This window comes from Nocardia sp. NPDC058114 (assembly GCF_042884695.1).
In the GTDB taxonomy this organism is placed as follows: domain Bacteria; phylum Actinomycetota; class Actinomycetes; order Mycobacteriales; family Mycobacteriaceae; genus Nocardia.
In genome coordinates this window covers 710,787-735,425 of the sequence record NZ_JBHVTK010000002.1, presented here as the reverse complement: position 1 = coordinate 735,425, position 24,639 = coordinate 710,787, and the positions used below count along the sequence as shown (strand labels likewise).

General features: G+C 60.1%; 19 protein-coding genes, 1 tRNA gene and 1 pseudogene. 5 read left to right on the top strand and 16 right to left on the bottom strand.

The features are described 5' to 3' along the window. Nucleotides 1-99: 99 nt before the first annotated feature. A pseudogene (locus ACFVVI_RS11940) lies at nt 100-228 on the bottom strand (short-chain dehydrogenase); the annotation flags it as partial. 288 nt (nt 229-516) lie between these two features. Between ACFVVI_RS11940 and ACFVVI_RS11935 the strand changes: the two are divergent. Continuing rightward, complete coding sequence (locus ACFVVI_RS11935) at nt 517-762, top strand: hypothetical protein (RefSeq protein ID WP_387445262.1); 246 nt, start codon at nt 517-519, stop codon at nt 760-762. A gap of 143 nt (nt 763-905) precedes the next feature. On the opposite strand, the gene ACFVVI_RS11930 is transcribed toward ACFVVI_RS11935, so the two are convergent. From ACFVVI_RS11930 to ACFVVI_RS11910, 5 genes are read right to left on the bottom strand one after another with little or no spacing between them, the layout of a single operon-like run. Next, entirely contained in the window at nt 906-2,360 is a 1,455-nt protein-coding gene (locus ACFVVI_RS11930; RefSeq protein ID WP_387445260.1) for a serine hydrolase, read from the bottom strand. Beyond that, on the bottom strand, nt 2,329-4,503 hold the full coding sequence (locus tag ACFVVI_RS11925) for a B12-binding domain-containing radical SAM protein (protein WP_387445258.1): 2,175 nt from the start codon (nt 4,501-4,503) through the stop codon (nt 2,329-2,331). Before ACFVVI_RS11925 ends, ACFVVI_RS11930 begins: the two co-directional genes overlap by 32 nt. A 57-nt stretch (nt 4,504-4,560) precedes the next feature. After that, complete coding sequence (locus ACFVVI_RS11920; RefSeq protein ID WP_387445257.1) at nt 4,561-4,962, bottom strand: VOC family protein; 402 nt, start codon at nt 4,960-4,962, stop codon at nt 4,561-4,563. Then, a complete protein-coding gene (locus ACFVVI_RS11915; RefSeq protein ID WP_387445255.1) occupies nt 4,959-5,780 on the bottom strand; it encodes a phosphosulfolactate synthase in 822 nt (273 codons plus the stop codon). The genes ACFVVI_RS11920 and ACFVVI_RS11915 overlap by 4 nt, the downstream gene beginning before the upstream one ends. Beyond that, a complete protein-coding gene (locus ACFVVI_RS11910; protein ID WP_387445254.1) occupies nt 5,777-7,237 on the bottom strand; it encodes an AMP-binding protein in 1,461 nt (486 codons plus the stop codon). The genes ACFVVI_RS11915 and ACFVVI_RS11910 overlap by 4 nt, the downstream gene beginning before the upstream one ends. A gap of 476 nt (nt 7,238-7,713) precedes the next feature. On the opposite strand from ACFVVI_RS11910, the gene ACFVVI_RS11905 reads away from it, so the two are divergent. Genes ACFVVI_RS11905 through ACFVVI_RS11890 form a run of 4 tightly spaced genes read left to right on the top strand, consistent with a single transcriptional unit; the run spans nt 7,714 to nt 12,720 of the window. Then, a complete protein-coding gene (locus ACFVVI_RS11905) occupies nt 7,714-8,469 on the top strand; it encodes a hypothetical protein (RefSeq protein ID WP_387445252.1) in 756 nt (251 codons plus the stop codon). Continuing rightward, nucleotides 8,466-10,271 (top strand): AMP-binding protein, encoded by a 1,806-nt coding sequence (locus ACFVVI_RS11900; protein WP_387445251.1) that lies wholly within the window; start codon nt 8,466-8,468, stop codon nt 10,269-10,271. Before ACFVVI_RS11905 ends, ACFVVI_RS11900 begins: the two co-directional genes overlap by 4 nt. After that, nucleotides 10,268-11,125: a TauD/TfdA family dioxygenase gene (locus tag ACFVVI_RS11895; protein WP_387445250.1), complete on the top strand. Its 858-nt coding sequence runs from the start codon at nt 10,268-10,270 to the stop codon at nt 11,123-11,125. The genes ACFVVI_RS11900 and ACFVVI_RS11895 overlap by 4 nt, the downstream gene beginning before the upstream one ends. Next, nucleotides 11,122-12,720 (top strand): pyridoxal phosphate-dependent aminotransferase, encoded by a 1,599-nt coding sequence (locus tag ACFVVI_RS11890; RefSeq protein ID WP_387445249.1) that lies wholly within the window; start codon nt 11,122-11,124, stop codon nt 12,718-12,720. Before ACFVVI_RS11895 ends, ACFVVI_RS11890 begins: the two co-directional genes overlap by 4 nt. Here ACFVVI_RS11890 and ACFVVI_RS11885 read toward each other — a convergent pair. The 10 genes from ACFVVI_RS11885 to ACFVVI_RS11840 form a co-directional block, all read right to left on the bottom strand. Then, entirely contained in the window at nt 12,684-13,733 is a 1,050-nt protein-coding gene (locus ACFVVI_RS11885) for an SIS domain-containing protein (protein ID WP_387445248.1), read from the bottom strand. The two genes, ACFVVI_RS11890 and ACFVVI_RS11885, sit on opposite strands and share 37 nt — an antisense overlap. Continuing rightward, nucleotides 13,730-14,518, bottom strand: coding sequence for a BtpA/SgcQ family protein (locus ACFVVI_RS11880; RefSeq protein WP_387445246.1), 789 nt, complete (start codon nt 14,516-14,518; stop codon nt 13,730-13,732). The genes ACFVVI_RS11885 and ACFVVI_RS11880 overlap by 4 nt, the downstream gene beginning before the upstream one ends. Beyond that, nucleotides 14,515-15,534, bottom strand: a complete 1,020-nt coding sequence (locus ACFVVI_RS11875; protein WP_387445245.1) for an aldose epimerase family protein — start codon at nt 15,532-15,534, stop codon at nt 14,515-14,517. The genes ACFVVI_RS11880 and ACFVVI_RS11875 overlap by 4 nt, the downstream gene beginning before the upstream one ends. After that, the gene (locus tag ACFVVI_RS11870; RefSeq protein WP_387445244.1) at nt 15,531-16,013 is read right to left on the bottom strand and encodes a hypothetical protein; all 483 of its coding nucleotides are present in this window, start codon (nt 16,011-16,013) and stop codon (nt 15,531-15,533) included. Before ACFVVI_RS11870 ends, ACFVVI_RS11875 begins: the two co-directional genes overlap by 4 nt. After that, the gene (locus tag ACFVVI_RS11865; protein WP_387445242.1) at nt 16,010-17,416 is read right to left on the bottom strand and encodes an LLM class flavin-dependent oxidoreductase; all 1,407 of its coding nucleotides are present in this window, start codon (nt 17,414-17,416) and stop codon (nt 16,010-16,012) included. Before ACFVVI_RS11865 ends, ACFVVI_RS11870 begins: the two co-directional genes overlap by 4 nt. A 6-nt stretch (nt 17,417-17,422) precedes the next feature. Further along, the gene (gene ileS, locus ACFVVI_RS11860) at nt 17,423-20,581 is read right to left on the bottom strand and encodes an isoleucine--tRNA ligase (protein WP_387445240.1); all 3,159 of its coding nucleotides are present in this window, start codon (nt 20,579-20,581) and stop codon (nt 17,423-17,425) included. Next, complete coding sequence (locus tag ACFVVI_RS11855; RefSeq protein ID WP_387445238.1) at nt 20,581-22,218, bottom strand: MFS transporter; 1,638 nt, start codon at nt 22,216-22,218, stop codon at nt 20,581-20,583. Before ACFVVI_RS11855 ends, ileS begins: the two co-directional genes overlap by 1 nt. A gap of 144 nt (nt 22,219-22,362) precedes the next feature. Then, nucleotides 22,363-23,106 (bottom strand): 2-phosphosulfolactate phosphatase, encoded by a 744-nt coding sequence (locus tag ACFVVI_RS11850; RefSeq protein ID WP_387445237.1) that lies wholly within the window; start codon nt 23,104-23,106, stop codon nt 22,363-22,365. Nucleotides 23,107-23,696: 590 nt separating this feature from the next. Then, complete coding sequence (locus tag ACFVVI_RS11845; protein ID WP_387445386.1) at nt 23,697-23,807, bottom strand: helix-turn-helix domain-containing protein; 111 nt, start codon at nt 23,805-23,807, stop codon at nt 23,697-23,699. 622 nt (nt 23,808-24,429) lie between these two features. Then, nucleotides 24,430-24,511: transfer RNA gene (locus tag ACFVVI_RS11840), tRNA-Leu, on the bottom strand. Between the last annotated feature and the right edge of the window lie 128 nt (nt 24,512-24,639).

The following is a 24,639-nucleotide window of genomic DNA, read 5'->3' as shown; positions in this document are numbered from 1 at the left end:
GACGCATGGACGATCCGCCCTGCGCAGGCGGGCCGGAGCCGTTCGTGGACTGCGGTCGAGAGGGCGTCGCGTAGACCGAGGGTGGGGTGGCCGGGCCGGTCAGTAGAAGACCGGTCCGGGCACGCCACCGCCTGCCGCGACGGCGTCGCCGGTGATGGCGATGCTGCGCGGGGAGGCGAGGAAGGTTACGACATCGGCGACCTCGCTCGCGTCGATCACCCGGCGTATCCCGCCCATGACACCGGCCAGCAGCGCGGCGGTGGTGACGAATCGGTTGGTCGGGCGCGGCCGGTCGGTCCCGGTTCGCGCGACGGTCCGTAAACACAGCCGCATCCCGAGCGGGAACAGCAGTGCTGACGCGCGATCAGATGAACGGTCGCGGGTCTGTGGTGCATCGTGCTGATACCCGCATCGACATGGGGGTGCACCTGAGAGCAGCGCATCGAGCCGTGTACCGCTCGCAGGTGCGCGAAGATCGCGGCATCGATGTCGCGCCCCGCATTCGGGCAGCGCGGCGTGGCCGAGAACACGATGGTTGCCGTCGGCTGTGATCTCCACCAGCTCAAAATCGAGTGTGCCGCCACCGAAGTCGTCGACCAGTACGATTTCCTTGTCGCGGAACTGCTCGCCCCGCGCGGGCTGCCCCGCGGAAATGAAGGTGTCGGCCTCGAAGCCCGCGAGCCGGAAACCAATCGAGCCACTGCTGCGGAGTGTCTTCCTGCGGATCGTGCAGGGCGTAGGGCCGTTCAGCGTGCCGGATGAGGCTCAGCGCCATCCCGTCATCGATGCCGACTACGGCGAAGGTGGCCGGATCGTTGGCGGGTGGCCGATGCCAGATTCGCGGTCAGTAGCGGCCGTCGGTCGCACCGGGTTCGAGCAGGCTGACAAGACTGCGCGACCTCGGGTCACGTGGCGAAGCCGAGATCGGTATAAACGGCATCACTGATGCGATGCCAAATCAGTTTGCCAACTACTCGCCCTGGAAGTCCATTTCCGTTGAAGGAAACAACGAGCTCATGGTCGGGATCCACGAAGGCCATCGGTGATGAGCCATGCCCTTGATGCCCGAAAGACCTATTTCCGGTATAGGAACCGAAGTAGGCGAAATTCGGCCCATGACGTCGGCTTTCGAGGGTAACGCCCAATCCGAAATCCACAAGCGGGGCTTCCTGGAAATAGCTCGGGCGCTGTGGCCGAGTCATTTCTTGCGCAGCCGGACCATCCAGAGGACCAGACGGGCCGAACCAGTTGGCATCGGTTGACCGAGCACATGCATGTTCATAAAATCTCGCCATCCCTCTTGCGCTCATCCACAACCCCTGACTTGGATCGAGGCCGCGGTGGAAGGATGCTCGGGTGTAGCGTGTCCGGTCTACCGGGACGCTGTGGCTGTGGCTTGTATCCTGGTACTGGGCGACTCGAGGCTGATGATGGTAGGTCGTAACTCGGGGGCCGAGTCGGTCCAATTGCTCGTCCGAGAACCCGTAGTAGGCCTCGATCCCCAGTGGTTCGAAGACAGTGCTCGAAACATAGTGATCAAAGCGCCGCCCATCGATCCGTCGGACGACTTCGGCCAATAACAACCAGGCGAGGCCGGACACTGAATAGGACGGCTGCATCCCGGGCCGGTCATTGTTACTGAGTCGCGCAGTCAACGCCAGGTCTATGGCCTGCTCGTATCCGACGAGGGTCGGATCGAGGGGCGAATGGCCGTCAACTATCAACCGTCCAGTCGTGTGTGTGAGCAGGTGCCGACACGAGAACTCGCGCCCAGCAGCGAACTCTGGCAGGTAGTTTGACAAGGGGGCGTCCAGATCCAATCGTCCTGCCATGCGCAGTTTGAGAACTGCAGCGGCCAGCATCGGTTTTCCGCCGCTGTACCACGGCAATAGATCGTCGGCGGCGATCTCGTCGCCCGTGTCTCGCTGCCCGACTGCGACGTCGCACACGACCTGGCCGGCAACCGAAACATAGAGTTGTATGCCGAGGTGACGTGCATTGCCGACAGCTTGATCGATGGCGTTCGCGATAGCGTCGATGGACGACTGACCGTTCCGTTGTCTGAGGTGATCGGCACGCAACGCTGCGAGGTGAGCGGTGAAGATGCGCGGTGTCGGCGAGGACAGAAACACCTCTAGCGGGATTTGAAGTCCGTAGCGGGTTCGGACCTCGGCGAGCATCTGTAACGCAAACAGCGATCGTCCGCCTGCAGCGAAAAAGTCAGTGTCCGCCCCGACTGTCACGCCCAACAGATCCTGCCACACTCTTATGACACCGTCGAGTAGTTCCGCTTCGTTGAGGGGGACGTCGCCATTTCGCATCGAAGACTCAGGATCTGATCTCAACGCGTTTTCCAGCACCTTTTACCTCCGTAGGGGTGATGGGGTGGGCATCTTCGTAGATTAGGTGCCGGCGCCGATTGGAATTTGTGCTCGCGAAACTGCGCAGATAGGTTCGCCGAATGTCTTCTTGCGGCTCGTCCCACAATTTCTTGTAGTATTCATAGCCCTGGATGTAGAGTACAAAAGTGGTCGGCTGGTCCAGTTCGAACTCGGTGAGATTCTGCTTGAAATTGCTCTCCTTCCAGCGCACCACATCGAAACGAGACTCTACAGTGACCTGTTCCTGTACTCGCTCGTGCAGTGGGATGAATGAAAGTTCCGTGAGTTGTACGATGACATCGAGTTGTTCGGAGAAGGATTCTTCTGCCAGTGCTGCGTCTGCCTTCTGGAAGGCGCGCAAGCCGGCGTCTGCGAACTCACGAACAACGTCTTTGAATCGTCCTTCGGTGAATAGATCACTGAAAACTGCATACTGGAATCGCATCGCCCCAAACTGGTTGTCGACGACTTGTTCGGGTCGATGCTTGACCGCCTCGCGGATGAGATCCGCAACCTCGTCGCGACTGTTTCCCATCATGGCTCGGTGTCCATCGACGAAACGCGCGGCAAATGTTGCCAGGACCGGACTTTGCGCCGGGTCGGACAGCATCGCGCGAATGATAGATGTAGCTCGAATTCCGTGGCTTTCGAAAAAGAACACAATCTCGCGCAGCCAGCCATAGAATAGCGCAAAATTAAAGAAGAAAATGAATTTGAATGATTCGAGGTAGTCTGCTTCCGGTATTGTGGAAGTTTCTATGACTATCTCGTCAACCTCAAAATTCTGCCGGTTCGCGTACTCCGAGTAGCCGTTCTCGGATAGTGCGAACCGGGTTCTTATCCCGAATCTTTCACGATATTCCGAGAATGCCATTTCGGCCTGATCCAGGATATTCAAGGCGTAGATGACGATATTGTCGAACCGGAAGTCAAGAACCTTGTCCAGGGATTTCATGAATGATTCTATGGTCTCACCAGGGAGCCCGAATATCAACTCTGTGGACAAGACCAGGCTGTGTTCCCGCGCGAAGGCGGCAGCATCTTCGATCATCGTGTCTTTGATGTTGACACGCTTGATGTTCTTCAGCACCTGCTTGTCAAGCGACTGGAAACTAATATTGAGGGGGATGAGATCCTTCATCAGTAGAGTGACTTCGCGAACGTTGCGTGTGAGATGTTTATCGGTGTAGACCTGTACAACTGATGGGTAGGAGTACTGGTCCTTGACTGCCCGCAGGTGCCGGGCTATTTCGACATCTCTCGGAAGGATGCCGAAGTTCTCGTCAGCGATCCGAAGCATCGGATTGGCGGTCCGTGCGCGAATGTAGTCGATCTCCGCCTTCACTCGGTCCACATCGAACGCTCGGAGTTTCGACCACCAGTCGTGTCCAGCCACACAGAATGTGCACCCATAGGGGCAGCCACGTGAGGTCTGTAGTAGCGGTATGTATTCCGGATCGCTCAGGTACTCATCGCACAGTCCTGTGAGGTAGGGTGATGGGATATCATCGAGATTTCCTACCCTGCCGAGCGGGTCGCCCTGAAGTATCCGCCCTTCTTTGGTGAGCGAATAGCAGCCGTTGACTACTGTGCCGATCACCTCGCGCGCATTGTCCAGTCGCAGACACGCTGCAACCAAATTTGCGACGGGCTCCTCGCCTTCTCGGGAGATGAAGAAGTCAACGGTCGGCTTCCGGTTCATGGCGGCCTCGGCGATGGACTTTTCGGTGGGAATATTTGGCCCTGCCACGGCAATCACCACATCGGGGTGGCGCTCTTTCAATTCTGCAATTACGGAGTCGGTCAGACCGGTATTCCAAGAATAGTTTCCGAAGGCGAAAATATCGGGAATGCGATCGGCCAGTGCGGCATCGATCTGTTCGACGGTCGTAAATTGTCTAACGACAATCGAGTCGCCGAACCTTGACCGTAGGTAGGAATGAACGTAGGTCATTCCCAAGGGAATCGTCACGCGAAGGTTCTTGCCGAATGTGCTGTGAAGATGTGCCAGATAGATGACCACTGGCTGGCTGATTCGTCGAGCAGGGAAAGAAGGCTCGGCGAGAAACTGGGTTTCTATGGAATCTTTGTGATGTATTTCGATCACTGGTTTCGGATTCATCTTGGTGCCCCCTATTATGTATCCGCGTTGCGCATTCGAGCCAAAGCTGGTGCGGCGTCAGAACATCATGCGCGGATCGATATAGTGTTTGAACTCGAGAAGATTCTCTGTGGGGTCGATCAGCACGAGTGTGCTGTGCTCCTCGACTGTGCCTGGGAAGCGCAATTGTTCCTCTCGGAACACCGGTACTTTTCTTAGTTCGACAAGCCGCAATAACGCATCGAAGTCTGTTCGATTGTGGAATGTTATGCCAAAATGGCGGGGATATAGATCGGGTGATTGACTCTCTTCTTCTGGCGACAAATGGCAGACCAGCTGGTCGCCGAAGAAGTCGAAGGTGAGCCGGTCATCGTATCTGCGCGCTAGCGGACAACCGAGCAGTTGTCGGTAGAAGTGCTCAGCCTCGGGGAGGCTTCGCGTCGGAATCGCGATGTGGAATGCGTCGGATGTCGATCTCATATCTTCTCCTGCATGTCGCCTCGAAGGGGTGCCACGGGCGGTTTCTCAAAGTGATCGTGGTGAGCTAGTAGCGTGTCGGATCTGAGGCCCAGTCGGAGCGTCTCAAGCGGAACGATATCGAGCATTCCGATGTTGCCCAGGTTTACCTCGGGTCCGATTCGCTTGATGAAGTACGTCTGCAGTTTTGAAGTCGGAGTCTCGAAGATCAGGTTTTGGCTGCCGACATCTGACTTGAGAATATCCTCGATCAGACCGATCCTGAGCTCGCCATCTGGTCGGCAGATCCCGCTGGTTGCCGATTCTCGTGACTCCAATAGCACTCGCTTTGCGCCGTGGTGGAGATCTGATTCGATTGCCTCGATCCACTGACTTGGCGACAACAGCTCTGATCTCGGTTGGTCTTTGAACCCGACCTCCCCGAAGACGTCGAAATCTCGGGCGAATTGGTCGATATATTTTCCCTTCGTATCTCTGTCCATCTCGATTGTTCCGTTCGAGATCTCGACCAGGCGGCATCCATAATCGAGGCATAGGCGTCGGTACTCGTCGACGCAGCCCCTGCTTGCGTATTTTTCGAACAACGTTCCGCCGAAGAGGAACTCGATACCGTGGTGCCGGAGGACATCGAGCTTTTGCTCGATTTTTCCTGTCACTAGCGCTGTTCCCCAACCGAACTTCACGATATCTAGGTGACTTCCGTTGGACTCGATCACATCCTGAAACATGGATATCGGCAGTCCTGAATCGATGCAGACCGTCAGGCCTCTACTTCTGGGCTTGGGCTGCCGAGCCGGGAGCCCCAACACGTCAATCGTCACCATTTGGGCCTTTGCTCGTCGGTGAGGAGCTGGGCTTTCTGAATCTTTCCCAGCCGATTTCTTGGCAGCTCGCTGACCAGGTGGATTTCCAACGGTTGCTTGTATGGTGATAACAGGTGAGCAGCATGCTCGTGCAGTGCTCGTTTCGTAACCTTGGTCGACGTGACCAGCCAAGCCGTCACTTTCTCGCCGAGTGCATCGTCGCGCACCCCCAGGACGGCTGCCTCAACGACTGCTGGATGGCTCAACAAAGCATCCTCGACTTCGCCCGCGCCGACCCGGTAGCCCGCGGTCTTGATGAGGTCGGTCGCGCGCCGACCGACCAGGCGTAGCGACTCGTCGACCCACTTCCCGAGATCGCCAGTGGTGAACCAGCCTTCGTCATCGAATGGAGCCGGCTGTCCCAGATACCCGAGGAACAGATTGGGTCCCCGCACCACAACCTCGCCCACATTGTCCGGTAGTCCGACATCTCGGAGCTCTACATCTACCCCGGGGAGGGGGGACCCGAGCAGTGCATGGCCTCTGTTCTCGCCCACGCGCGGTGCGGTATTGACGAGGGTCTCGGTCAAGGCGTAGCGATCGAATACCTGAAGGCCTGAAACATCGGCGATACGCTGGTACAAGGTGGCCGACAAGGGTGCTGCGCCACTAGCGAAAAGGCGAGCACCGCGCATGTCACGCAGCTGTGTGTCGGTCAGCAGCGACCACAGCGCCGGCACCCCAAAATACATCGTGGCGTGGGAAACCGGACGCAATAAGCCATCGGTATAAACCAGCGGCGAGCCGATGCGAAGTGGGCCCAATGCCCCGAACACCAGTCCGTGTACATGGGACAGCGGCAGCCCATGGCTCAGCGTATCTGCCGGGGACCATTCCCACGCCAGGGCGAGCTGGTCGAGGTCGAAGGCAATGGCGTTGCGGGAAAGCACCACCCCCTTTGGTCGGCCAGTGGATCCTGATGTGTAGAGGATAAGAGCGGGTTGTTCGTCTGCGCGGTCGTGTGCTGGTAGCGGTGCCCGGGAGGCCAGGTCGACACGGTCGACGATCAGATCAGGTTCGCAGTCCTGCTCGATGTGGTCGCGCTCGGTGCTGGACAATGTTGTTGCCAACGGTACTGCCACGGCTCCGGAGACAAGGACACCCGCGATCGCGACGATTGTCTCCAGCGGATCCGCAGTCGCGACGCCGACGCGCTTTGCCCCCGCGACCTGGACTGCAACCGCGCCGACAGCCTCGGCCAGCTCTATGCCCCGGAGGCGGCGACCGCCGATATTCAACTCAGCAGTGCCATCGTGGAGCGCTGTCAGCAGTAAATGGCTGCTATCGGCTTGAACCTGTGGAAAGTTCATTCGTCTCTCAATCTCGATAGCGTGCACGAGTGATCGTTTGCGCATCAGATATGAATCATCGCCGTCGAAGCCATCGCGAGATGATTTGCGGCCTAGAACGGTCACTGTCTAAATATTGCACCTTTGACGTCGACGCCAGTTCCGGTGCAGAACTTGGCGCGGCAAAGTCACCCCCGATCGAAGCCCTCATAATCCCGGTATCTACGACTGAAATTACAATTACCAGTCCTTGTCGTCGCTGTCAACGGCTCGACTGAATTATGTAGGTATCGTCTGTCGCGGTAGCATCGGATCCTTTCTTGGTCAATATTTTGGATCTGGCAAATCTGTCGATGTGCTGGCTCGTATTCGGTGTGGGAAGCTGTGGCAGAACGGCATCGACGGCTCGGTCGAACCTTTGGAAGATTCTGTCTGCCAAAGGATCTCGCCTTGATGTGTCGCCGGCGGAGGCAAGTGGGACGTCTGCGAACAGTTCTGTTTCGGGGGTGCTTGCCATTGGGTGAGCGCGCATTCATATGCGAACCTTTCGTAAACGGGGATATCAACGGAATTCGTGCTGGACCGGGGAGGAGTACTACCTGATGACTGATAATCTGAAGAGGGCGCCCGATGACGAGAATGAGACTCGTAATGTTCTAACATTTCAGGATGGCGGCCGGTGCAGAGTAACTCCAGTGGCAAAATTTGCACCGGAAGTTGCGTTGGCGGTGGTTGAGACATTGAGTGGAATCGTTCGCAGCGGGCATAAAAGTCCGGTCGCAACCCGCTCAGACGGTGACGGCGTTGTTCGGGCTCAAACGTTCGAGGAAGGTGACGTGTATATGCTGGAGTCGCCATTCGACGGCTACTTCGCAGACCGCTACCTCATGGACTTCTACGATGTCAATGAACGCGATATCTGCTCGCGCATGCACCTCCATACAGGACTTCGATTCGTCCGGATGATGACGGGTCCCGATACTCGTATCCGTGTGTCCAGTCTCTCTCCGTTTGCGGTGACGAATGTCGAAGGCGTCACCTCGTTCCTGCCGAAGATATTCATCGACGATGTTCCCGATACCCCTGACTCTGTTCCGGTCATCCGACACAATCTCATTGTCGACGAGAATTCTTGGGTAGACATGCAGATTCCCCGTGGGGTTTCGCATCAGTTCAACGCTATCGGCCCGCACGCGGTCATCGATTCTGTTCATCCAGAAGAATCCATTGAAACATTTCGTGAGAAGATGTCGGGCTACAAGATGATGGCGCAGACGATATTTCTTGCAGAGGATCTGCCGAATGCAGCGACTTGTAGGGATATCTCCGGCCCCCTTACGGGACAGCTGCGCCCATGATCGACGATATCGAAGGGCGTGTAGGCAGGATCGTTGACAGCCTGACCGCGTCGACACCGGGATCGATCGGTGCTGCAGAATCGCCGATTGCGCTGGATTCTTTGGCAGTGGTGACGCTGATCATGCGTCTCGAGGAAGAGTTCGAGATGGTCATGATGGCCGATCAACTCACCCACGAGCGATTCGGATCGGTTGCGACCATCGCAGATGCGGTGCGCATAAGCCTGGCGCAGCAAGTCCAATCGACGTCGAAAATGCTCCTGGACAATGAGTTTGACGTCGATGAAACTATAGTCGACGTGTTGTTCCGACGGGCGGCGAGCACGCCCTCGGCACCATATCTCACCTGGTTTCCTGATCGCGGAGAACCAGAAGTCCTCACCTACGGTGGGTTGGACGAGCGAAGCCGTGTCATTGCTGCCTGGCTAGCTGGCCCGGATGGGCTGCGCGGCAGTCGAGTCGGTGTGCTGGCAGTCAACGACATAGACACTGTTGTTGCCCTGTTCGCGGTGCTCCGCGCTGGTGGAACCTGCCTGCTTTTGAACCCATCGGACCCGATCGATCGGTTACGGTCGATACTGTCCGCGCATCCGACGGTTGCCGTGCTGCGCTCATCGCACGTTCCGGACGTCTTGAGCGAGCTCGCGCGACTGATCCCGATGTGGGATCCAACGGCTGCAGTCATCGACTCGGCTGTCGACCACGTCCCGACACCGGGCATGGCGGCGTTCATGTTCGGAACCTCGGGCTCGACCGCGGCTAGCAAACTCGTCGTGCAGAGCCATCGTGCGGTGCTCGCCAATGCACACGGACTACGACGTCACCATAGCCTGCGCGCGGAAGACACGATCGCTGGCGGACTACCAATACATCACGTCAACGGCGTCCATTTCACTGTGGTCGGAGTGCTCAATGCCGGTGCACATGTACTACTCCCTCAAAGCCTGTCGCCGCTGCCATACCGTGCGATGCTGGATGCGCATCGCCCCCGAATCGCCAGTGTCGTGCCCACTGTGCTGGAAGCACTGTTGGTAACCGGCCGCGGGTGGCGGCCCCCGAGCTCGCTGCAGTATGTCGTCACCGCGGCCGCGCCGCTGACTGCATCTCTGGCACGACGCGTGATGGAGGCGTTCGGGTTGCGAGTGGTGCAAGGATATGGCCTGACCGAGACGACGAACTTCTCGACAACTCTGCCGATCGACCTTGCCGACGGGGACTACCGCGCATTGATTCTCGATGCACAGATACCGACAGTCGGGATCGCCTTCCCGGGCAACGAGGTCGCGGTGCTGTCGCCGACCGGTGACGTGCTCGATCAAGGCGAAACTGGCGAGATCTGCATGCGTGGGCCAAATATCATGGATGGCTACGCCTCTGCTCCCGATTTGACCCGGGATGCGTTCGCCGGTGGATGGTTTCACAGCGGCGACTTGGGACATTGGCATGTCGGTCCCGGCAATCGACGCTATTACACTCTCACTGGACGAATCAAGAACATCGCCAATGTCAAGGGTGAAGCAGTCTCGCTCGAGGAACTCGAACACAGTTTGCTCGCGGTGCCAGCGGTCGTAGACGCCGCCTGCGTTGCTCTACCGCATCCGCTGCTGGGCGAGGAAGTCGTCGCGTTCATGATCCTGCGCGAAGGCACCGTGGACGAGGTTCGACTGCAGTTGGCATACACGGTGTCGCCGAATGCGTTGCCGCGCCGCTGGTATGAGGTCGATACGATCCCGCGCACTGCGACAGGAAAACTTCAGCGTGGCATCGTATTGGACTACGTCCCCGCCGAGGTGATCCAGTGATAGGCACCTTTCGGGAAGAGTCTACGCACCCTCATGTCGCTCTGCGCCGACTTCGCCTTGGCCATGACCACGGCTACCCCTTTCCGTCGACACCGGCGCATCTATCATCGTCGGATCCCGATGCCATCGGTCGACGCACCCGGGCGCAGTTGGTCTCGCAAGGCGTAGCGCTCGTCGCGTTGGACCGGCCGATGACAACCAGCGAGTTCATCGCTTTCGGCGCATTGTTAGGTGTCGCCCAGCCGGAAAGGTCGAGTGCCGTCCAACCCTATGTCGACGAGGGCGTGATCCTCAATCTTGTCGCTGGTCGGCCGGCGACATCAGATCCGGATATGCAGCCATTTGCCGCGAACTGGTTGTCGATTCATACCGAGAGCAGCCGTGTACCGGCGGGTGATCAGCCTCGTTTCATCGCTCTGCTCTGTGTCGCTGCCGGACTTTCCGGTCAGGCCTCGACGGTCCTCGTCCCGATGCACGCGGTGTTCGAGGCACTCTCCGAGACTGATCGAGCAATCCTTGCCGAAACCCGCTACGCAGACAGTCAGGGCAGCCCAACATTTCTGCGCGAGGAGCGTGGCCGGCCGGTTTTCTCGGTTCGCGACTTCCAGGGCACTCCGCTGCGATGGGAGTACTGCGGATCGGCCGCGACGACCCCTGCGGCGGTGAACAGCGCTCTGACCAAGCTGTTTGCGGCGATGTATGACTGCGACTGCTTCGGCGTGACCTGGCGGCCTGGGCTATTGGTTGTGTTCGACAACGCGGAGTATTTTCACGGGCGCACGGCTGGCGGACGAGCGGATGACCGATCACCACGGCACCTGAGGCGGCTGCGGCTTGCCGAGGCGGCATCATGACCATAAACGGGCTGTTTGCTGATCCAAGCCGCTACGCCCCGATCTCGGACGCGTCGAAGCGTCGGCAGGAGCTGACTCGTTCACAGGCACCCACGGTTGGAATGGAATTCGGGCCCGACCAGTCGTTGACCGATATTTACGAGCGTGCACTCGACCCCGAGAACCCATTCGAACTGCGAGATCTCTATCTCGGACGAGTCGAGGAAGCTGTCGGTGCCCGAAGCACACGACCGGATTTGGCTGCGGCGTGGCGCGCGTCGAAACCACGACGGATCGTCGACGCCGAGCAGATTCTGCGATCGCGCGCCACAGTGCGGTTCGTCAAGGAGACGTTCAACCACTATTTTCGTGACGATCTGTACGGTGCTTTGTATCGGGACGATCACCTGCTACTGTCCACCGGCTCGGTGGACGAGGAGCATTGGGGACTACCGGCAACCATCAAGGACTGTATTGATTTCGCACTCGGCCAGGATTGGTATGGTTATTCGGACTCGCGCGGTCGCGAATCTTCCCGAGAAGCTGTGGCCGCGTACGAATCGATGCGGGTTCATGGTGCCGGGTACACGATGGACAATGTGGCGCTGACCCTCGGCGGTACCTTTGCCGTCAGCAGTCTGGCCGATTTCGTCCTCACCGGACACAGATCGAGTGCACCTGCTCTGTGTGGAATCCCGAACTATCCGCCACTACTCGAGTCGATTGCGCGCCGGGGTCCAGTGAGCCTGGTACCTACGCCGCTGGTGGACGGCACGACCTCGATCCGACCAGTCTTGGAGCAACTGCGGCCCGACACTCCGCTCGTTCTTCTCCAGACAGTGACCAATCCGACGGGCGCACCGCTCGCCGAAGAAGAGCTTGCGAGCCTGATCCGAGCCGCGAATCCAGCCACCATCATCCTTCTGGACGAGTGCCACGAATGGTTGGGTCCGCAGCCGAAGCTGTCATCAGCGCGTGCTGCCGACAATGTGGTGCGGATCAGTAGCTTGTCCAAGAACTGGTCGGCGCCGGGTATGAAGATCGGCTGGATCCTAGCCGGCGAACGCTTCGTTGACGAGTACTACGAGTACGCGTCGAGCAACTTCGGGGGGCCACCGTCGTTCTTCTATACCGCAGTCGAGGTGTTGGCCCGAATGGAGCGATGGCGTAACGAGGGCGTGTCCGACATCTCCCCACACCACTTGGCGGAGTTCGAGTCCGGATACGGGTTGACCCTCGCAACTCTACAGTCGGCATACTCAAGCTATACCGCAGAACGCGATGGGCGAGAAGCGACTCTCATCGGCATGCGTGACATCGCCACCCAACGGTTGGTACTACCGAACACCGAAGTTGCTGTGGCTAGGTACTCCATCAACACTGCACTAGCGTTGAGCGACTATGACGATTCCTACCTTGCCTTTCGTGACCTGCTCGACCACGAAGGTGTTTCGGTGTTCCCCGGTTTGCTGACCTTCTGCCTCTCCGGGGGAGTCGTTCGGGTCACCACATCACGGCGCTGGAGCGAACTCGACACCGGGCTGAATCGGCTCCGAGCCTTCCTCGACCGACAACGAAATCAGGGGTTCGCGAATGGAACCATGTTGCGAGCGTGAGCGAGCTCCGCAGCGAGCGGTCCGCCCAAGACGTGGTCAGTGAGGGGGCGTGCGACCTCGGGAACACCGCCTGCGACCGTCACCGATTCCAGCGCGGCCATCGACGCGGTGTGCGTTGCTGAGTCATCCACCGCGGTCAGTGTGATCACCGGCCGCCGTGCGCTGATGCGCTGCATCATTGCGACCGCATGCTCGTGACCGCGGCCGGGGGTAGCGATGACGAGCAACGGCTGCCCCGCGGCGTGACCGAATCGGTGTACATGCCACCAATCGTCCAGCCCCACGCCGAAGGCGGGCACCGCCGCGCTTTCGGTGACCTTAGCGGCGATGTGGCGTGCCGTACCGACCATCGGACCGAATCCTGCCACCACGACGACCGGAACTCCGCACAGATGGGTGGCCAGTTTCGGTGCCATCGCAGTAGCGAGCTCGATCGACTCGCTGATGGCATCGCTCAGGGTCTCGACGTCGTCGAGCCCCTCGAAGTAGTGATGTCCGCGGAACAATTGTCGTGCGAGGCAGAGCAAGGCGACCACGCTTGCCTGGTAGGTGCGTATCCCCGGCGACGGTAAGGTTGAACCGGTTTTTACGACCACCGTGTTGTGGGCGGTCGTAGCCAGCGGCGAACTCTGTTCGGCAGTGACGGCTACGGTCTGGCAGCCTGCCAGCCGTGTGGATGCGAGGGCTTGGACCAAGGCAGGGTTGGCGCCCGATGCGGACACTCCGATGACGAGAACGTGGTCCGGAAGGCGTTGGTTAGGAGGTGGGAAGCGGAGGAATTCATCGGGCGACATCGCAACAAACTCGGCCGTTCCGGCTGTGGTGAACGCTGTACGGCAAGCGACTGCGGCGTTGAGGGAGTCTCCGCTCCCGAGCACGATTACCCTTTCGATTCTGTGAGCTGAGGTGATGGCTCGCGCAGCGTCACGTTTTGCCGCATGCAAAAGGTCGGGGAAATCTGATGGTAGCGCGAGGGTTTGCTTGCGAACCTCGTGGAGCGAATATCGGCTCATGCCAGGCCTCGTACGGTTTGTACCAGCTCTTGAACTCGGTGTACGTCGACCCGGTCTGGTGTTCGCTTGTCCACTAGGCAGCCGCTGACGAAGGCGCCGTCGGCATCGGCAAGCACTTTTGCCGCGTTTTCGTGATCTACGAAACCACCGAGCATGATTCGAGCGCCCGGCGTGCGTTGGCGGATGTCGGTGACTTTACGTTGGGTTTGCTCGGTATCGGGATGGGCGATGCAGACCGCGTCGGCTCCTACCGTGAGCGCTCGTTTGGCCACACCGCCGGTGGACTCGTTCACACCAGCCCACTGGTAGTGCATCGAGTCGATGTCCGCGATCAGATCGACGTCCATTGCCTCGATGGTCTTGCGGTAGGTCATTATCTGCAGCGGGTCAGGCTCGACCCATCCATGGGTCGACAGAGTCGCACCGACGATTGCATCAGCACGAACGAAACTCGCTCCGGTGAGTTTTGCGACTGCCAGTGAAGCGCTGACCGCATGCCGCATGATCTGCACACCGACAGCGAATTCGGTCGGCGATTGGTTTCGCACTTCATGAGCAAGGATGCTCATGGCCGCTACCCGGGCGGGATCAGCGCTGTCTTGGACGCTATAGACCCTGTCCACGGTCTGTAGCAATGCTCCATCCATACCACCGGCCGACATAGCCTGCGCTTGGTCGAGCACCCCGCGCACGATGTCGGGGAACGTCCCGCTCCGATGGAACGGTGTGCCTGGCAGGGCAGGTATGTGAACCACTCCGTACAGGAGCTTCCTGGATGCTGTCATCGGCTGTTTCCTTCGTTGTCCGGCAACCCATCGAACAGCAGGTCGAATGTCGTTCTGCTGTGGTAGTTCTCCCCTGGCCGTAGCAGTGCCGAGGGAAAGCCGTGTTGATTGGGAGCGTCTGGCCATGCGCTGGGCTGCAGACATAGTCCAGCCCGCGGTCGGTTCGGTAGGTGGTCGCCGGTGTATACAGCGAGCCCGGTTTGGTCGGTGCCGACGACGACAGATCGCAGGGTGACCGGGTCGTGCAGTACTGCGATGGATTCTCCGCCGTCCAACACCAAGAATGCATCGAGGGCGGCGCTACCTATGACGCGAGATCGGCTGAAGTCGAAGGCTGTTCCAGACACTGGCAGCAAGATCCCAGTCGGCACGAACTCAGCGTCTGCTTGCAGCCTGGCGGTGGTTCGGAGCCCGAGTTCGTGGTCGTCGATCGTGTCTGTATCACCGAGATTCCAGAAGGTGTGCGTGCTGAGACCGCACAGCGTCGTGGCGTCGGTTGTCGCATCGAAATCGACGGTCAAACGGTTGTTCGCGTCGAGTTCGTAGGTGGTTGTGGCAGACAAAGTACCAGGATAGCCCTGGTCGCCGTCCGGGCTGGTCAACTCGAAAATCACGCGACTGGAGGTCATGCCGGACTCGGCGCGCCCCTGCCACACACGGGTGTCGAAACCTTCGGGCCCCCCGTGGATATGATGCGCGCCAGCGTTCTGTCGCAGTTGATGACGGCGTTCCTCGATGATCAGCTGGCCCTTGCCCACGACGCGGGCGAAGCGGCCCAATGTCGTTCCGAGGTACACCCGACCATCGAGGGTTTCGTAGTCCGCGAGCGTCGGTAGCCCGACTACCAGGTTGTGTCTTCCACCATCGAGGTCGGGTACCTCAACCCGAACCAGCGTTGCACCGTACTCCCAGACGGCGACGCGTACAGCGCCGTTGTCGAGCTCGAACTCCGAGACCAGCTCAGACCCACGTCGAGTCCTGCCGATTGCTCGTTGCCGAACGCGAAAGCCGGTCATAGGCTCAGTTGGAGAAACGTCCGTCGGGCCGGCCCCGAATCGTCGGTGCCATAGCGATCGAAGCCGATCTTCAGCAACATCGATAATGTCGGCAGATCGGGGTTGGCCTCGGCACGGAGAACATCTACACCCGCCATACTTGCCCGGCGGACGGCGTGCCGCACGGCGTGAAACCCGGGCAGCTGGCTGGTCGCTCCTGGAGCCACCGCCAGTCGTTGCATGTACCAGGCAGTTTCGACTTGAGGCATACCCGCTTCGTCCGCATCGAAGGATGACACCTCCCCGACTGTCACAGTGACCACGGGCCGCGCGTCAGTCAGACCGAGCCACACGTGGCCGCCGGCGACGAGCCGTCGGGTTGACTCCGGGTGCCGCTGTGGCACAGGGGTGTTAGTCAGTGCAGCCATCTGGATGTCGGACTGCTCGATGATCGCGTGCACGAGATCCGGTTCGCCGGTGAGCCGCCAATGCAGTGTCATGATGCTGCCAGCGCACGCAATACCGGCGCCACCTCGAGAGCGAATCGCTCGACAGTCTCGAGGTCCACCGGGGGGCGGGCACCGAGAAGGAAGTCGCGGACTCCGAGCTCGACGTAAGGAGCGAGTGTGTCCAGGCATTCGGCCGCGGTGCCGAAAGACACGTACTCGGGCAAGTCTGCGCGTCGCGCGCTGGATCCGAGCTTGTCGCGCTCTTGTGACGCATGTTGAGCGCTCGGCCGGATCACTGCGCGGAAGGTCAAGGACTGACGGACTTGCTTGTCCCTGCCTATCTCGCTGCACAGTTTCTCGAGCACGTGAGTCTTGTGGGCATAAACAGGGGGGGACAGTGGCAGGCTGTTCCATGTATCGGCGTGGGCGGCGACCAACGGTAACGTCTGCTTTTCGCCCGCACCCCCGATGATCAGCGGCACATTGCGTTGTACTGGGCGAGGATTCAGAAATGCGTCGCGAAGTAGATAGTGCTGGCCGCTGAACTCGACCGGTCCGCCGTCCCACAGCAGTCGCAGAATCCGGCAAGTCTCGTCCAGTTGCTGGTACCGGGCGCGCAGTGTTGGTTGCGCGATCCCGAACTGCTCGTGAGCAAGGTCGCTTCCGCCGACGCCGACACCGAATTCCAGCCGTCCACCGCTCACCTGATCGATGGTCGCGGCAATTGTCGCCGCCACGGCGGGATGTCGCCAAACCGGTGATGCAACCAGCAATGCGCACTGCACGCGCGGCGTGACTGCCGCTAGTGCAGCGAGAATAGATGGGCCATCCATGCATGGCCCATCCGGACCGAAGATCGGCGGCCGATAGTGGTCGAACACCGAAATCCAGTCATACCCGAGTTGTTCGGCATCACGCCACAGCGAGCGCATCGATTCAAAATCGGTGTACTGCTGGCCGGAGTGCAGGCCGATGCGAATCCTTTTCCGGAGTGGATGACTCATCTCGAGGTTGCTCGCCGACACGGACCCAACCAGCCTGAATCCGTTGCGGCGGTACAGCTCCTGTGCCCGCACATTTCGCTTGTGTACCCGGAGAACCACCCTTTCAGCCGACGGATCGGTAGCGGCCCAGTCCATGACAGCGCGAATCAGATCTGTGCCGAGCCCGAGCCCGCGGGCCGAGGGCGCCACCCACAGCGAAATCAACTCGATCTCGCGGGCATCAGCACCATGTACACCGCTGATCATTCCAACTGTCTCGCTCGCCGTCACGGCTACGAAATTCGCCTCTACGCTGCGCAAACGGTTGCGCCATCGCTGCTCGTTGTCACCGTCGCCCTGCCAATCGGCAAGCCGCGAATCGAACGCGTCCGGCGAGTCGGCCAAGGCGGCCAGACGCAGCGAACGCCACAACTGCCAGTCGTTGGGCCAGACTCGCCGGATCACAGTCACTGTCTGTCACCTCGCGAGCAATCTGACCACGCCGACAACGACCTCGGCGCCGTCGACAGTGCTGACCAAACCACCCTCGAGCACATCGACCAGGTGCACCGAACGGGCGAGTGTCTCCTCGGCGACAAATGCCTCGTGCGTCCGGACTGCTTCCAACACCGAATCGGGACCGGCGATCGACAGCCCGATTTGATCAGAGATGTCCAGTCCGGCCTCACGTCGGGCCTGCTGCGCAACGCGGATCACGTCGCGGGCAATGCCTTCCACTGTCAACTCGGGGGTGAGGGTGGTGTCGAGCGCGATCGTTACCCCGCGCTGGGTTTCCACCGTCCAACCACTGCGGGGTACCTCGGCAACCACGATCTCATCAGGGGTGAGATCGATCTGCTCGCCCTCGAACTCGATGGTGGCGATGCCATGTCCGCGTAGCTGTGTGACGATACGCTGCGCTTCGGCGGCGACGATGGCATTGGCAACAGCCTGAGTCCGCTTGCCGAAACGTCGTCCGAGGGCGCGGAAATTGGGCTTTACATCGACATCTACGACTTCGTCCGCATCATCGAGCAACTGCAACGACTTCACGTTGAGCTCATCGGCAATATCGGCGCGTAGTTCGTCAGGTAGCACGGTGCCCGGTGGCAGGCCAACAAACGCGCGGGCCAGTGGCTGGCGAACCCGTACCTTGCTCGCCTTGCGAGCAGCGCGTCCTGCCTCGACTGCCGCGCGGGCGGCAAGAACTTGTTCTGGCAGGTTCGCGTCGGCCAACGTGGCATCTGCGATCGGCCACGCAGCGAGATGCACCGACTCTGGAACCTCGGGAGTTCCTAGACGGACAACCTGCTGCCAAACCTCCTCGGTGATGAACGGGACAAACGGCGCGAGCAGGCGAGTGAGTACGTCCAGGCACTCGAACAATGTCGAAAGGGCATCCTGATCGCCGGCCCAAAACCTTTGCCGAGAACGACGGACGTACCAGTTCGACAGGTCGTCGACGAAGTCAGCGAGGAGCCTGCCTGCACCCGCTGTGTCGAAGTGTTCGAGCTTCTCGTCGGTTTCACGCGCCAGCCGGTGCAGTTCACCGAGAACCCAGCGGTCCAGAATCGGACGATCCGCAGCTGCATGCGCTGTTTGGGTCTTCCACTCAGCATGGCTGGCGTACAAACTGAAAAACGATGCCGTATTCCAATAGGTCATCAACAGCTTTCGCGTGATGTCATCGAGCGGACCCGGTCCGACTCGGCGAGGAGCCCACGGCGACCCCGAACATGCCATGAACCAGCGGAGTGCGTCCGCTCCGTGTTCATCCATTAGCGGGAGCGGTGCCAGGATGTTGCCGAGATGCTTGCTCATCTTGCGGCCGTCTTCAGCCATGATGTGGCCGAGGCAGACAACGTTCTCGTACGGGGCGCGGTCGAAGACCAGGGTGCCAACCGCCATGAGCGTGTAGAACCAACCTCGGGTCTGGTCTATGGCTTCGCAGATGTACTGGGCTGGGTATCGACGTTCGAACGCGTCGACGCTGCCTTCGGCGTAGGGATAGCCCAGTGCTGCAAACGGCATGGCGCCCGAGTCGTACCAGGCGTCGATTACTTCCGGGACCCGGGTGGCGGTCTGCGTGCAGTCCGGGCAGGAAAAGGTGATGGCATCGATGAACGGGCGATGAGGATCGAGGTCTGTGAGATCTTGTTCCGCGAGCTGGCCGAGTTCACGGCGCGACCCAACCGGGGTGACGTGTCCGTTTCCGCAGCGCCACAACGGAAGTGGCGTACCCCAGTACCGCGACCGCGACAACGCCCAATCGACGTTGTTCTCAAGCCAATCACCGAACCGTCCGTGCTTGATGTGAGAAGGGAACCAGTTCGTCCGCTCGTTTTCTCGCTGCAATGCCGACCGCACGCCGGTCGTGCGGACGTACCACGATGGCTGCGCGTAGTACATGAGCGGGGTATGGCACCTCCAGCAGTGTGGATAGGAATGCTCATAGGGCTGATAGGCGAACAACAGCCTGCGCGTACGCAGATCATCGATCAACCACTGGTCGGCGGACTTGAAGAACATCCCACCGACGGAGGCTAGCTCTTCGAGGAACTCGCCGTTCGGGCCAATTGGGTTGACCACTGGCAGCCCGTTGGCCCGGCACACAGCCAGGTCGTCCGCGCCGAATGCTGGAGCCTGGTGCACGAGCCCGGTACCGTCGTCAGTGGTGACGTACTCGGCGAGGACAACGATGTGCGCATCAGGTATCTCGACGAAGTCGAACGGTCGCCGGTAGTGCAGCCCGGCCAGTTCGATCCCTTGAAGGACAGCCAGCACTTCCGCACCTTCGGCGCCGAGTACGGCATCCAGCAATGCCTCGGCCACCACAAACACTCCGTCGGCGGTGCGTGCGATGGCGTAAGGCACGTCGGGGTTGACGGCCACTGCGGTATTGGCCACCAACGTCCACGGCGTCGTTGTCCATACCAGCAGTTCGACTCCGTCGTATCCAGCGAGAGGCTTCGACAACGGGAACCGGACAACCACCGACGGATCGGTCACCGTCTCGTAGCCCTGCGCCACTTCGTGGTCGGAAAGCGCAGTCCCGCACCGTGGGCAGTACGGGGTGACTCGAAAGTCCTCGGTCAGGCGTCCGTCAGCGTAGATCTTTTTCAATGACCACCAAACGCTGTCGATATACTCCGGCGACATAGTGGTATAAGGCTGGTCAAGGTCGACCCAATAGCCCATTCGCTGCGTGAGGGCCTCGAACTCACCGACATGACGCAGGACCGACTCGCGGCATCGCTCGTTGAAGGTGGCGATACCAACCTTTTCGATGTCGGGCTTGCCCGCGAGCTGCAGCTCCTTTTCAACGGCTAGTTCGACGGGCAGTCCGTGGCAGTCCCACCCCGCCTGTCGAGGTACCGAATATCCCTTCATCGTGCGGTAGCGAGGAAATACATCTTTGAAGACCCGAGCCTCCACATGGTGGGTTCCCGGCGATCCGTTGGCGGTCGGCGGGCCTTCGTAGAAGACCCAACTGGCACCGTCTCTGGTTTGCTCGACGCTGCGTCGGAACACATCGCGCTCTTGCCACCAGTCGATGATCCGCGCGTCCATGGCCGGCAGGTCGATTCGCGCGGGCAATGCGTTGAACGGAGATCCGAATGTGTGCTGTCTGGACATCAATACGATCCTTTGCTTCGTCTGTCCGCATGAGTAACTGTCCACCTCATGCAGGGACGAAGCCGGCGTTTGCCCCGACTCCGCGGTACCACCCCGCTTGCATCGACTGTTGTCGACACCCCTCGATGTACCGCTATGACGTGCGGTGTTCCGTTCGGTTCTACTGGGAGGCTGCGCCTCTGTTCTTCCGAAAGCTCCCCGGTGATAGCCGGATCGGCGCCGATTTGGGGATCGTAGCAGCCCGGTCGAGGAGGCATCAGGGTCGAGGCGACCAGCATCATGACGACCAGTCCTGTGATTAAACCAAACACGAGATGGAGCGCCGATCCCATCGCGGCAGAGCTCAGGTCGCGACTACCGCCTGTTCCGGAACTGACGACAGCGCTGAACGCGGCTACGCCGAAAGCTCCACCAATCGACCTCGCGAACATGTTTGTTGCCGTCACGATGCCGCGCTGGCTCCAGCTGACGCTAGCCTGTGCGGCGATCATGGTTGGTGCCGTGACCAACCCCATGCCGAAGCCTGTCAGGAAGCAGGCCGCGGCCACCGACATCGCCGTCGAACCCGGCGACAGCATGAGGAAACCCACAGAGCCTACCGTCGTAGTTGCGCTCCCAACCACCACCGTAGTTCGAAACCCCATGCGCAAGTAGAGCTTTCCAGCGAAGGAGACCGCCAACGGTTGGGCGAGCAGCAGAGCCCCTATCGCAGCTCCTGTCAGCAGTGCACCTGTGCCGAGCACTTGCTGCATGTAGGTCGGTACATACAACGTCAGTCCGAGTAGGACCGCACCTGCGAGCAGAGATACCACACTGCTGACCACGACTACCCGGCCGCGGAATGCTCGCAGCGGTAGCACGGGGTCAGGAGCGCGTCGTTCGACGACGATGAACAGTGAAAGGAGCACCAGGCTGCCGCTGAACACCCCGACACTGGGTACCGAGACCCAGGTCCAGGATCGTCCGCCTTCGAGTAAACCGAGAACGAAGGCACCGGTACCGCCCGCAAGCAGGCCTGCGCCGATCAGATCGATTTGCTGAGGTCGGCGTGGCACCAGCTCGGCATAGTGGGCGTGCAGCATCCACCCTGCTGCAGCTGTCAATGGCAGATTGAGCAGGAAAATCCAACGCCAGCTGGTGAATTCAGCGATGAAACCGCCCGCCAGCGGGCCGATGACGGCTGATGCCATCCAGACGCTCGCGAAGTAGCTTTGTACCTTCGCGCGTTCTTCTATCGTGTAGATATCGCCGAGGACTGTGGTCGATATCGGCAGTATGGCGCCGGCCCCAATACCCTGCACCCCACGGGCAACAATCAACGCGGTCATATTCGGAGCAAAGCCACAGGCGGCTGATCCGATGGCGAATACGGCTATGCCGATAAGCAATATCGGTTTGCGCCCGAAAGTATCGGCCAACTTGCCATATATTGGTACGGTAACCGCCTGCGCGAGCACATACACCGAGAACAACCACGGAACACTGGCAACGCCGCCGAGATCATCGCTGATGGTAATCGCAGCAGTTGCAGCGACTGTTGTGTCCAACGCTATCAACGCAGTGGCAAGCAACAGAGATATGAGGGTGGTGCCCCGATCGAACTTCCGTCCGTTAGAGAGGAGAGGCTTCGTTGTCATGTGTACCGCCATCCCCTCTGCTTGTATCGCTATCGTCAATTATGTTCATGCTGAACCGCAAACCTGCTCGAGGCAGGTGTGAGCGGGAGCCATTTTCCGTCGCGCGGTCTGTCTGGCCTGGTGTTTGCTCGGGCCGATGCATGGTTATGTGCGTTGTCCTATTTGCAGCCCGCTGGACGGTCGAACATCAGGCTCCGGTGGCCGTTGCTCATCGGTATGTCGATGGCTGTCGTGGAAACCCGCCTCGCTGCCTTGCGGCGATTGAGTGAGGGCCTCGATGACGAAGCTGCATGATCTGCTGACGATTAATCCGTCCTCATGGGTGGGAAGACCAGTCGGTCGATACGACGAGGAGAGGATGAAGTCGATGTCGTGGTGCGCATCCGCGTCCTCCGGGAGATGCGTGGACGCGGACGCATGGATGGATGGCAATCCGATGTCCTCGCGCAGGCCCGGGACGGCCACACCGACCTCAGCTGCGAGTCGTGAACACACAAAATCATCTTCGAGGCAGGGTTGTCCCCGGAGGCCAGCGGGGACGAGCAGCCACGATCCTCCGACCCCCGTTAGTACTTCCCTGAGCAGATGGAGGTTCCACAAGTTGCCGATAAGAACAGACTTAGCGTGTTTCGCAGCTGCACGGATTGCACCCGCACCATTTGATGACAAGAAGACAACCGGGGGCCCAGCGACTGGCAAGTGCATGACCCTACGGGGTGAATTACCGAAGGTGAACCCCGCTGGAGTGACTCCTCCCCACTCGCCTACACCTCGAAACCCTTCCGATATTCGAGATTGCGCTTCCTCGGGGTCGGTTGCGATCGAAATCTCGTGGCCGGAGTCAGCGAGCACCTGGAGGGTGCTGGTGGCGCGAAACAAGTCGACCACCACCGCTCCGGTCGAAGAGGGAGGTACGGCTGAGTCCGTCGGACGCCACAAGCGAAGCTGTAGGCGGTCCGGTGTAGATCGCGACGACTCCGGAATAACCACTTTCCCCCCAGAACTTCGAGTCGGCAACTTTCGTTGGGTCGAATGCACTACTTAGGAGGATGGGATCCGGGTGGTCCAAGATCAACAGATAGATTCATACAGATCCGATTGTTCGATGCCGTGATCCCGTGACTGGGTTGTGGTAGCGCTCGCTGGAACCGTGAAATATTTTGCGCGGGGTGGCGTGGCCGCGAGCCCGCCGGTGCACATGTGTCGTGTCGGTGGTGTTCGGTGGGCGGTACTCGGCTGGCCACCGCCGGAGCCGACAGGCCAGTCCGGCTGTGCGGACCCGCTACCGGCAGGGTTCCGCGCCCATGCCCACACCATGTACTGGGCCTACCCAGTCGGCAACGGCGATACCGCACTGTCGTGGATGTATGACTGGCTGGTTTCGACGGTCTGACACCGACGGCGCCTACCTGATACTCGGGATCCGGGCCAGTGTGGGACGGCGCCGCCGTCGTCAGGAACGACCATTCGAGTCGCGTTCACGAGGTGATTCGGTATCGGCGCAGGCGCGCATACAAGGTGGTGCGACCGATACCCAGCGCGGTCGCGGTCGCGGCTTTGTTCCCGTTCGCTGCGCGTAAGGCCGTCAGGATGGTGTCTCATTCCGCGATTTTCATCAGCGTCAGCGGGTGGGTCGCGGCGAAACGGCAGGCCGGGGCAGGTCTTTGTCGGTGATGTCGCCGACTGGTCGATGTGCGGTCGCGTAGTCGAGGACCAAGGTCAGTTCGCGCAGGTTGCCGGGCCAGGGCTGTGTGGCCAGCGCGGTCAGCGCGCAGGGTGTGATCGTTCGCGAAGACGAGGGCTCGCGGGTGCAGCACGGCGATGGTCAGTGCGGCGAAATCTGGCTGATATGCCGCAGCGGGCGTGTCCACGCGGGCCATGATGTCGTCGACGTCGTCGGCGGGCAGCGCCGCACCGAATGCTGCCGCGTCGAGTATCTGGCGTGTGAACTGGTTCTACCGGTCGTGGCTCGGTGCCGTTGGCGAGGCCGGAGCCGCGGTGGAGCGGCTATCTATCCGCGAATCTTGGTCGGCGGTGCGAGCACGCCTGTGTGGGAGTGAGTCGTGGCGGTACGCGTGCAAGAGGGGTGCCTCGTGTACCGCTCCAACACGTTTCGCGTCACATCTGTCGCACTACGGTGCTCAAGTGGGGCGATAGGGGCTCAGTACCACGTTTTTGCGTCATATCTGACACTAAAACGTGCAAGAGAAGTGCGCGAGAGGGGACTTGAACCCCTACGTCCGTGGACACCAGAACCTAAATCTGGCGCGTCTGCCAATTTCGCCACTCGCGCTTGGATGTGTACGACCGTCCAAACTCTACCGGGCGAATCGGGCTTCGCGAAGCGTTGGGGCGGCGTGGCGTACTCGTGGGTAACACGACCTGGGGTTATAACGATTCGGTAACTCTCAATGTGAGGGG

Excerpts from the sequence above, each read along its gene's own strand:
- ACFVVI_RS11925 (WP_387445258.1), bottom strand. The coding sequence starts at position 4,503 with ATGAATCCGAAACCAGTGATCGAAATACATCACAAAGATTCCATAGAA.
- ACFVVI_RS11920 (WP_387445257.1), bottom strand. The coding sequence starts at position 4,962 with ATGAGATCGACATCCGACGCATTCCACATCGCGATTCCGACGCGAAGC.
- ACFVVI_RS11905 (WP_387445252.1), top strand. The coding sequence starts at position 7,714 with ATGACTGATAATCTGAAGAGGGCGCCCGATGACGAGAATGAGACTCGT.
- ACFVVI_RS11900 (WP_387445251.1), top strand. The coding sequence starts at position 8,466 with ATGATCGACGATATCGAAGGGCGTGTAGGCAGGATCGTTGACAGCCTG.
- ACFVVI_RS11890 (WP_387445249.1), top strand. The coding sequence starts at position 11,122 with ATGACCATAAACGGGCTGTTTGCTGATCCAAGCCGCTACGCCCCGATC.
- ACFVVI_RS11885 (WP_387445248.1), bottom strand. The coding sequence starts at position 13,733 with ATGAGCCGATATTCGCTCCACGAGGTTCGCAAGCAAACCCTCGCGCTA.
- ACFVVI_RS11880 (WP_387445246.1), bottom strand. The coding sequence starts at position 14,518 with ATGACAGCATCCAGGAAGCTCCTGTACGGAGTGGTTCACATACCTGCC.
- ACFVVI_RS11875 (WP_387445245.1), bottom strand. The coding sequence starts at position 15,534 with ATGACCGGCTTTCGCGTTCGGCAACGAGCAATCGGCAGGACTCGACGT.
- ACFVVI_RS11870 (WP_387445244.1), bottom strand. The coding sequence starts at position 16,013 with ATGACACTGCATTGGCGGCTCACCGGCGAACCGGATCTCGTGCACGCG.
- ileS (WP_387445240.1), bottom strand. The coding sequence starts at position 20,581 with ATGTCCAGACAGCACACATTCGGATCTCCGTTCAACGCATTGCCCGCG.
- ACFVVI_RS11855 (WP_387445238.1), bottom strand. The coding sequence starts at position 22,218 with ATGACAACGAAGCCTCTCCTCTCTAACGGACGGAAGTTCGATCGGGGC.